Origin of the sequence: Brevundimonas sp., assembly GCF_052436175.1 — a bacterium.
Lineage (GTDB): Bacteria > Pseudomonadota > Alphaproteobacteria > Caulobacterales > Caulobacteraceae > Brevundimonas.
The window spans coordinates 1-9,272 of the sequence record NZ_JBQVNM010000084.1 but is presented as its reverse complement, the minus strand read 5'-3'; the positions used below and the strand labels follow the sequence as shown (position 1 = coordinate 9,272).

At 69.5% G+C, this 9,272-nt stretch carries 5 protein-coding genes and 1 pseudogene; 3 read left to right on the top strand and 3 right to left on the bottom strand.

The features are described 5' to 3' along the window. Positions 1–1,686: pseudogene (locus tag ACT6QK_RS13955) on the top strand (discoidin domain-containing protein); the annotation flags it as partial. 38 nt (positions 1,687–1,724) lie between these two features. Further along, positions 1,725–2,171: a hypothetical protein gene (locus ACT6QK_RS13950; protein WP_444598428.1), complete on the top strand. Its 447-nt coding sequence runs from the start codon at positions 1,725–1,727 to the stop codon at positions 2,169–2,171. 174 nt (positions 2,172–2,345) lie between these two features. Here ACT6QK_RS13950 and ACT6QK_RS13945 read toward each other — a convergent pair whose 3' ends face one another. Continuing rightward, positions 2,346–3,425, bottom strand: a complete 1,080-nt coding sequence (locus ACT6QK_RS13945; protein WP_444598429.1) for an ABC transporter ATP-binding protein — start codon at positions 3,423–3,425, stop codon at positions 2,346–2,348. A 98-nt stretch (positions 3,426–3,523) separates the two neighbouring features. Next, the gene (locus ACT6QK_RS13940) at positions 3,524–5,578 is read right to left on the bottom strand and encodes a DEAD/DEAH box helicase (protein ID WP_444598427.1); all 2,055 of its coding nucleotides are present in this window, start codon (positions 5,576–5,578) and stop codon (positions 3,524–3,526) included. 145 nt (positions 5,579–5,723) lie between these two features. On the opposite strand from ACT6QK_RS13940, the gene ACT6QK_RS13935 reads away from it, so the two are divergent. Beyond that, on the top strand, positions 5,724–8,162 hold the full coding sequence (locus ACT6QK_RS13935) for a pre-peptidase C-terminal domain-containing protein (protein WP_444598426.1): 2,439 nt from the start codon (positions 5,724–5,726) through the stop codon (positions 8,160–8,162). 76 nt (positions 8,163–8,238) lie between these two features. Here the strand turns inward: ACT6QK_RS13935 and ACT6QK_RS13930 are convergent. Beyond that, a partial coding sequence (locus ACT6QK_RS13930) for a hypothetical protein (RefSeq protein WP_444598425.1) occupies positions 8,239–9,272 on the bottom strand: 1,034 nt, incomplete at its 5' end.

Genomic DNA, 9,272 nt, shown 5'->3' with positions numbered 1-9,272 from the left:
ACCGTCAGGTTCGCGAGCGAGGCCGACCGCGTGGTCGGGGCGGCCTTCGAGGCGGGCGCGGACCCGCAGGCCCTGATCGCGTCCGGGAGGGCCGGCGCAGACGGCGGCCTGTCGGTGCGCGATCCGGCGGGTCTGGCGGCGGCGGCGGCGCTTTACGAGGTGACGTTGCAGCCCGGCGAGACGCGGACTTTCGGGTTCGTGGCGCCGCTGGCGGGCGACTATGCCGACGCCCTCATGACTGACTTCGGCGGGGTGCAGCAGCGGGTGGAATCCGAGTGGCGGCGCAAGCTGGACCGGTTCGACCTGATCGTGCCGCCGCAGGGGCAGCGGATCGAGGACACGATGAAGACCTCGCTCGCGCACATGCTGATGTCGCGACAGGGACCGATCCTCCAGCCCGGCACCCGCAGCTACAACCGATCGTGGATCCGCGACGGGGCGATGATGGCCGAGGGGCTCAACCGTCTGGGCCATGCCGATCTGTCGGCGGAATACCTGCGCTGGTACGCCCCCTATGTTTTCGCCAACGGCAAGGTGCCGTGTTGCGTCGATCAGCGGGGCGCCGATCCGGTGCCGGAGAACGACAGCCACGGGGAGTTCGTCTTCCTCGCCGCGGAGACGTATCGATACACGAAGGACGAGGCCCTGCTGCGGTCGGTCTGGCCGCAGGTTCAGGGGGCCATTTCCTATATGGATCAGCTCCGCGCCTCGACCCGCACGGCCGAGAACCGCACGCGCGAGAACCGGCATCTGTTCGGCCTCCTGCCGCCGACGATCAGCCACGAGGGCTATTCGGACAAGGCGGCCTGGTCCTACTGGGACGATTTTTGGGGCCTGCTCGGCTACAAGGACGCGGTCTTCATCGCCGAGACCCTGGGCGACCGGGCGGCGGCGACGCGGATCGCGGCCTCTCGTGACCAGTTCTCCCGCGACCTGCGCGCCTCGATCAGCGGGACGGCGGTGCGGCACCGGATCGACTGGATCGCGGGGGCGGCCGACCGGGGCGATTTCGACGCCACCTCCACCACCATCGGCCTGTCGCCCGGCGGCGAGCAGGCCAACCTGCCCCAGGGCCTGCTGAAGCGGACGTTCGAGAAATACTGGGAGAACTTCGTCGCCCGCCAGACCAATGCGACGGGCTGGAAGGACTATACCCCCTATGAGTTGCGCAACGTGGGCGTCCTGACCCGGCTGGGGCGGCGCGACCGGGCGATGCAGGCGCTGGACTATTTCTTCGCCGACCGGCGTCCTGCCGCCTGGAACGGCTGGGCCGAGGTGGTTGGGCGCGACCTGCGCGAGCCACGCTTCATCGGCGACATGCCTCACGCCTGGATCAGCTCGGACTATATCCGCTCGGCCTTGGACCTGTTCGTCTATGAGCGGGACAGCGACCACGCGATGGTGCTGGCCGACGGCATTCCTCACGACTGGCTGGATACGGCGACCGGCGTCGGCGTGCGGGACGTGCGCACCCCCTATGGGCCGCTGTCGTATCTGATGGTGCGCAACAGCGGGGTGATCGTGGTGGACATCGCCCAGGGGGTGGAGGCACCCGGCGGCTATGTCATTCGTTGGCCGCAGGGCACGCCTTTGCCGACGCGGACGCGGATCGACGGGCGCAGCGCCAAATGGGATCTGGGCGAGCTGAAGATCCCGGCCGGGGCGCGGCGGGTGGAGATCCGCTAGGCTTGCGCGGTCTGTCGGGGCGGGTCTAAGCCGCGTCCATGACCCCCGAAAAGCATTCGGCTCTGCGCCGCCTGATCGACCTGCCCGGCGTCTCCGATCTGGAGACGAAGGCCCTGATGAAGCCCGGCTACGCCGACCCGTCGCGACGGGACGAGTTCCCCGAGGTGGACGCCTGTCTGGTCGCCAACTTCGGCCTGACGGCGGAGCAGGCCGAGGACGCCGAACGTCCGGCCGACTGGGACCGGATCGAGCGTCTGCCCTCCGTCGAACAGATCGCGGCCTTCGAGGATGCGGGCTGGGATGTGACCGACGGCAAGCGCAAGCCGCTGCGCATGCTGCCGGTGTTCAGCGAGCCCCTGTGGCTGGCCATCCGGGGCGTGGCGGGCAGCCTGCCGGAAGCGCCGTTCGTTCCGGAGCCTCCCGAGGAGAAGGACGCCTGGGGCGCGGGGATGGCCGCCGAGGCGGCGCGGTTCCGGAAGCGGTAGGGGGCGCACCCATCCTGCTCCGTCATCCTCGGGCTTGACCCGAGGATCGGGTGTTCCGGCGCGCGCTTTCGAGGAGCTGAACGAACCGGCTGCTCCACCTGTCAGACAACCGGTGGCGCACAACGTCCGGCCCTCGGGTCAAGCCCGAGGGTGACGGTTATGGGAGCGTGGGCATCAGATACGCCTGAACGCCCGACCCTCGGCGTCGAACAGGTGGGCCTGGGCCCTGGGGATCGCCACGGACACCTTTTGACCCGCCGCCAGTCGCGCGTCGCCGGGGGCCAACAGCGTCAGGGCGGCGTCGCCATAGGCGAGGTAGGCGTAGGTGGCGTGGCCGAGGGTCTCGACGAAGGTGACCGAGGTCTCGACGCCCTTCGTCTTCGCGATCTCGAGATGTTCGGGGCGAACGCCGAGGGTGACCGTATCGCCGGGCTTGGCCGATGACGCATCAACGGCGACGTCGATCGCGTCTTCAGAGACGGTCTTCACCGTCGCGCCGGTCGCCGAGGCCTTCACGACCTCGGCCGGGATCAGGTTCATCTTCGGGCTGCCGATGAAGCCGGCGACGAAGAGGTTGGCGGGGTGGTCGTAGAGCTCCATGGGGCTGCCGACCTGTTCGATCAGGCCGCCGTTGAGGACCACGATCCGGTCGGCCAGGGTCATGGCCTCGACCTGGTCGTGGGTGACGTAGATCATTGTCGTCTTCAGCCGCTCGTGCAGGCCCGCGAACTCGTAGCGCATGCGCACCCGCAGGGCGGCGTCGAGATTGGACAGGGGCTCGTCGAACAGAAAGACCTCGGGCTCGCGCACGATGGCCCGGCCAATGGCGACCCGCTGGCGCTGGCCGCCGGACAGGGCCTTGGGCTTGCGGTCCAGATAGTCGGTGATGTTCAGGGTCTCCGCGGCGGCGGTGACGCGGCGGTCGATCTCGGCCTTGTCCGTCTTCGCCAGAGTCAGGGCGAAGGCCATGTTCTGGCGTACCGTCATGTGCGGATAGAGGGCGTAGGACTGGAAGACCATGGCGATGCCCCGGTCCGACGGGCTCAGGTCGTTGACCACCCGGTCGCCGATCGAGACGGTGCCGGCGGACAGTTCTTCCAGACCGGCGATGGTGCGCAGCAGAGTGGACTTGCCGCAGCCCGAGGGGCCCACGAACACCACGAACTCGCCGTCGGCGATATCCAGATCGACGCCCTTTAGAACCTGGGTCGCGCCGAAGTTCTTCTTCACGCCCTCGAGCCGCACTCCGGCCATACGCTTCACATCCCGCAAGTCTTGTTTTGCGGGCACCGTAAACGGTTACATCGGCGGGGTGAAGCGGCGGCGGAGAAATCCGCCGCCTTCAACAAACGTCAGCCGCGCGGCTTCTTCGGCTTGAACGGCTTGCCTGCCGGCTTGCCGCGCGCGTCCCTGGCGGCCCAAGGCCGGTCGCCGCCGACGGGTTTGCCTTTCGGCTTGCCCTTCCAGGGTAGTTCGCCCGCCGAGGCGGGAGCGGGGGCGGCGTCGGCGCGCGGGGCCCAGGGCTTTTTCTTCTTGTCCACCCATGGCTGTTTGCCTTCGGGCGTGGGCGTGCCCTTGGTGCGCTTGATCCACTTACCCTCGGCATCGACCGGGCGGGCCGTCGGGGCGTCGTTCACTTCGGCCGCCGGGCGCGGGGCCCAGGGCTTCTTCGGCGCATCGGCGTGGGGACGGAGCGGCCGCGGCGCGCGGGCCGGGCGGTCATCGTCGTCTCGGCGTGGGGGGCGCGGCGACTTGTCCCAGCGGCTGACCGGCTTGTCCTTCGGACCCGGAGCCACGGCGGTTTCGATGGTCATGCCGTCCTCGAGGCCGCGCGCGATGGCGGCGCGGAAGCGGTCCTCGGCGCCTTTCACGATCTCGAACTTGGTCTCGCGGTCGAAGATGCGGATGGCGCCGATCTCGGGCTTGGACACGTCGCCGAGGCGGCAGATCGTCGGCATTAGCCACTTCGGATCGGCGTTCTTGTCGCGGCCGACGTTGATGCGGAACCAGACCATCTCGCCGCCGCGCGCGAAATCGGTCAGGGGGCCGTCCTTCTGGCCGCGATCGTTCTTGCCGGTCGATTGGGCGCGGGCCATGCGCTCGTCGTCGCGGACGTCCTCGGGCGCCGGCAGTTTTTGGCGATACAGGCGGATCAGGGCGGCGGCGACCTGTTCCGGCGACGAGCGTTCCAGCAACTGGCGGCCGAGGGCGAGGTTCTCGTCGTCGGCGGGGGCGGTCAGGATCGGGTCGGACATCATCCGCTCGTGATCCTTGGCCTCGATCATCTCGGCGGTCGGCGGGCCGGACCATTCGGCGACGATGCCGGCGGATTGCAGCATCAGCTCGGCCTTGCGGCGGCGGGCGTAGCTGACCATCAGGACCGAGACGCCCTTCCTGCCCGCCCGGCCGGTGCGGCCCGAGCGGTGCAGCAGGCCGGCCTTGTTGACCGGCACTTCGGCATGGATGACCAGACCGAGGTCGGGCAGGTCGATGCCACGCGCGGCGACGTCGGTGGCCACACAGACGCGGGCATGGCCGTCACGCAGGGCCTGAAGCGCCTCGGAACGCAGGTTCTGGGTCAGTTCGCCGGACAGGCCGACGACGGAGAAGCCGCGCTCGCGCAGGGCGGCGGTCAGGTGCTTCACCCGCTCACGCGTATTGGCGAAGACCAGGGCGCCGGGCGCTTCGAAGTAGCGCAGGACGTTGACGACGCCGATTTCAACCTCGTTCGGATGAACGCGGATGGCCTTGTATTCGATGTCGCCGTGGGGGGCGTTCTTGGAGGTGGTGTCGATGCGCAGGGCGTCGTTCTGGTAGGTGCGGGCCAGGGCGATGATGTCCTTGGCGAGGGTGGCCGAGAACAGCAGGGTGCGGCGCTCGGCCGGGGCGGCGTCGAGAATGGCCGTCAGATCCTCGGCGAAGCCCATGTCGAGCATCTCGTCGGCCTCATCCAGCACCACGGCGCGCAGGGCCGACAGGTCCAGGGCGCCGCGCTCCAGATGGTCCTTCAGGCGACCGGGGGTGCCGACGACGATGGCCGCGCCGCGATCCAGCACGCGACGCTCGGCGCGCGGGTCCATCCCGCCCACGCAGGTGGCGATGCGGGCGCCGGCGGAGGCGTAGAGCCACTCCAGCTCCTTGGACACCTGCATGGCCAGTTCGCGCGTCGGCGCGATGACCAGAGCCAGGGGGGCGGCGTTGTCCTCGACCCGGTCGAGGTCGCCGAGCAAGGTGTGGGCCAGGGCCAGGCCGAAGGCGACGGTCTTGCCCGAGCCGGTCTGGGCGGAGACCAGCAGGTCGCGGCCGGGCTCAGCCTCCAGCACGGCGGACTGAACCGGGGTCGGTTCGGCGTAGCCACGGTCGGCGAGGGCGCGATCGAGCGCGGGATGGCTGGCGGGGAAGGGCATCGGGAATCCGTTTGGTGCGCGCTGCGGTCAGCGCGCTGAGCTGGCGTAGAAAGGGGAGGGCGCGCCCCATGCACCGGGAACGTGGCCGAATGGTGTTTGCCGAGCCGTCCGGTCAGGAACCGACAGGCGTGGCGCGAGGGACGAGATGACAGAAGGAAGGCTCGGCGCCAATGTCACGGCGTTCGGGGGAACCTACATGTTCAAGACGCTTCTGTCCGCCACAACCGCACTGTCACTGCTCGCCCAGCCCGCCCTGGCCCAGCAGGACATCTCTCCGGGACAGACGGTCAACGGCCAGTTGCAGCGCGGGGACCAGACCCTCGACAGTGGCGAATACGCCGATGGCTATCGCTTCCGGGGGAGCTCGGGCGATCGGGTCAATCTGAGGATGACGTCTTCGGACTTCGATTCGTACCTGATCCTGAAGGGGCCGGACGGCTTCTCGGAGGACAATGACGATGCGGCCGAGGGCGATCGCAGCGCGGGACTGACCGTCCGCCTGCCCGCCACGGGCGACTACACCATCACCGCCACCAGCTATGAGTCGGGCGAAACGGGGCGCTACGCCCTCAGCTTCAACAGCGGCGGATCGACGACGCCCGCCGCGCAACCGCGCGCCCAGCTGACGCCCCCGGCTCGGCCGCGCGGCAATCAGTTCGGCAATCTGAACGGGCGTCAGACGAGTTCCGGCGCACAGACGGCGGCCTCGAACGGGGCGCTGGAGGCGGGGACGACGTCCGGGCGGCTGGCGCGGGGCGATTCGACCCTGAGTTCCGGCGAGTTCGTGGATACCTGGACGCTCGATGTACGCGAGGGCCGGACCTATACGCTGCGGCTGAGCTCCGGCGACTTCGACCCCTATCTGCTGGTGCGGGGGCCGGGCGGGCTGAGCGAGGACAATGACGACGATGCCTCGCAGCGCGGGTCGAACGCCAGCCGCATCACTTTCACCGCCCCGGCCGACGGACAGGTGCGGGTTTCGGCCACCACATACCGGTCGGGCGAAAGCGGCGCCTATCAACTGGCGCTGGAGCCCGGAGACGGGGCCCCGGCGCCCGTTGCCGAGGTCGCGGCGGCGACCGGACCGGCGCTGCGGCTGGGCGAGACGCGAAACGGGCGTCTGGCGGCGGGCGCTCGGACCCTGGCGTCGGGCGAATACGTCAACGACTTCACCTTCGAGGGGCGTCAGGGCCAGCAGCTGGACCTGCGTCTCGCCTCGACCGAGTTCGACCCCTATGTCCAGATCAGCGGGCCGGGCGACTTCTCGCGCTTCAACGACGATTCCGAAGACGGGGGCAGCGACAGCCGGCTGCTGGTCACGCTGCCGGCGGACGGCCGATACACCATCTCGGCGACCAGCTTCGCGGGCGGGGAGACGGGCGCCTATCGGCTGACCGTGGCGGACGGATCGAACTATCAGCCCGCGCGGCCGACGCCGGGCGCGGTCCCGGCGGCGACAGACGGGATGATCCGTATCGGCCAGACCGTCAGCGGGGTGTTGCAGGCCGGCGACGACACCCTGGAAAGCGGCGAGTTTGTCGATCGCATCCGGTTCACCGCACGGCGCGGCCAGCGGGTGGCGGTGGAGCTGACCTCGTCGGCCTTTGACGCCTACACCATCCTGCGCTCGCCCTCGGGCCAGTCGGTGGACAATGACGACGGCGGTTCGGGCGGGACGGACAGCCGTCTGGACACGGTTCTGAGCGAGGACGGCGACTACACGGTGTCGGTGACTTCCTTCGCCCCCGGCGAGAGCGGCTCCTATCGTCTCAGCGTCCAGCCCAGCCAGGGTTCGCCGCGTCAGGCGGCGGTGCAGGGCGGGCCGCGCGTCTTCGCCGTCATGGTGGGGGTGTCCGACTATGCGGGCCGCGCCAGCAACCTGAACTACACCGACGAGGACGCGCTGAAGCTGGCGGAATCCCTGCGTCGCGAAGGCGTGCTCAATCCGTCCAGCGTGACCCTGACCAACGCCGAGGCCACGGTCGCCGGGGTTCGCGACGCCTTCCGGCGCGTGGCGGCCCAGGCCGGGCCAGACGACATGTTCCTGTTCTTCTTCTCGGGCCACGGCTCCCAGTCCGATCCCGGACAGGTCAGTGCGATCGAGCCGGACGGCCGCACGGAATCCATCAGCCTGCGCGACGGGTCGATCTCGGATGCCGAGATGGCGAGCCTGTTCGGGAGCCTGAGGACACGGCTGGCGATGCTGGTGCTGGACAGCTGCTTCTCGGGCGGCTTCGCGCGCAACGTGGTGGATCGCCCGGGCGTGATGGGGCTGTTCAGCTCGGAAGAGGACCTGACCAGCGCTGTGGCCGACAAGTTCTCGGCCGGCGGCTATCTGGCCCATTTCCTGAGGACCGGGATGGCCGGGGAGGCGGACGCCGACGGCGACCGGATGGTCACGGCCGGCGAGCTGACCACCTATCTGCGGCGTCAGTTCAACCGCGACGTGGACGGGGTGACCTCGCGCACCGTCGACGGCCAGAGCAGCTACCAGAACCTGGTCGTCGATCGCGGCGGGGTTCAGGTGGACGATGTGGTGCTGCGCCTGGCCGCCCTGGACACGACGGCCTCCGGCCAGCACTGACGAAAGCGACCCCGACGGAAAAGGGGCGCCGCACCGAAGTGCGACGCCCCTGATCGTTGCGGACTGACCGCCGGCCTTACTGGAAGTGGCTGTCCGAAGGCTGGCCGTAGGTGATGCGCGTGCCGCCCTGTTCGTAGGCGCGGCCGCCGCGATCGTAACCCTCGTCGTGGCCGCCGTGATGGCCGCCGTGGCCTTCCGGAGGCAGGGCGATCGGGCCGGAGTGGCCCGAGACCTCGCAGCAGTCTTCCGGCGGCGGACGGTTGGGATCCGGCTCGACGAAGTGGATTTCCGGCTCGGCCACGGTGACTTCCGACGGACGGACGCGGACGTTGGGCGCCTCCAGATAGATCTGGGCCGGGGCGATGTTGACCGGCGGGGCGTCGACGATGACCGGCGGGCCCTGGATGTAGACGCGCTGCGGCGGGACGTTCACCGGCGGCGAGACGATCCGCACGCCCTGGGCCTGCATATAGACCGGCGCTGAGGGACGCACGCCGTAGAAGGGCGCCTGGACCACCGGGGCCGAACAGGGGCCGCAGTAGGACGGCTGGGGCGCCGGCGGGTAATAGGGCGGGGGCGGGGCGACCGGGGCGCAGACCGAAGGTGCATAGCCGTAGCCGCCGCCGTATCCGCCCTGGCTGTAGCCATGACCGTAGCCACCCTGGGCGTACCCGCCCTGGTAGTAGCCCTGGCTGTAGCTCTGCGAGTAGCCGCCCTGATAGCCGCCCTGATAACCGCTCGGCGCATAGACGGCGCAGGGATCGACCGGGCGGGTCGAGTAGCGGTTGCCATAGGCGCGGCCGAAGCCGGCGACCACGTAGCCGAAGGGAGCGCTGGGGCCGGAGATGCCCGACAGTTGGATGCCCGCGTTGCCGTCCGGCCCCATGGGCGAGTAGTAGTCGCCGCCGCTGACGCCGCCGTAGCCGCCGCCGAAGCGTTGCGAGCCGTAGCCGCTGTAGGAGCGGGCGTTGAAGTAGGAGCTTCCGCCGTAAGCGCCGCTGTAGCTGTTCGCGTTGGCGTTCGCGTTGGCGTTGACGTTGTTGTTCACGTTGACGTTGACGTTGCTGTTCCAGCCGCCGCCACGGTTCCAGCCGCCGCCATGACCGCCGC

Bases quoted from the DNA above. Each gene is read 5' to 3' on its own strand.
- ACT6QK_RS13945 (WP_444598429.1), bottom strand. From the start codon at position 3,425: ATGGCCGGAGTGCGGCTCGAGGGCGTGAAGAAGAACTTCGGCGCGACC.
- ACT6QK_RS13950 (WP_444598428.1), top strand. From the start codon at position 1,725: ATGACCCCCGAAAAGCATTCGGCTCTGCGCCGCCTGATCGACCTGCCC.
- ACT6QK_RS13935 (WP_444598426.1), top strand. From the start codon at position 5,724: ATGACAGAAGGAAGGCTCGGCGCCAATGTCACGGCGTTCGGGGGAACC.
- ACT6QK_RS13940 (WP_444598427.1), bottom strand. From the start codon at position 5,578: ATGCCCTTCCCCGCCAGCCATCCCGCGCTCGATCGCGCCCTCGCCGAC.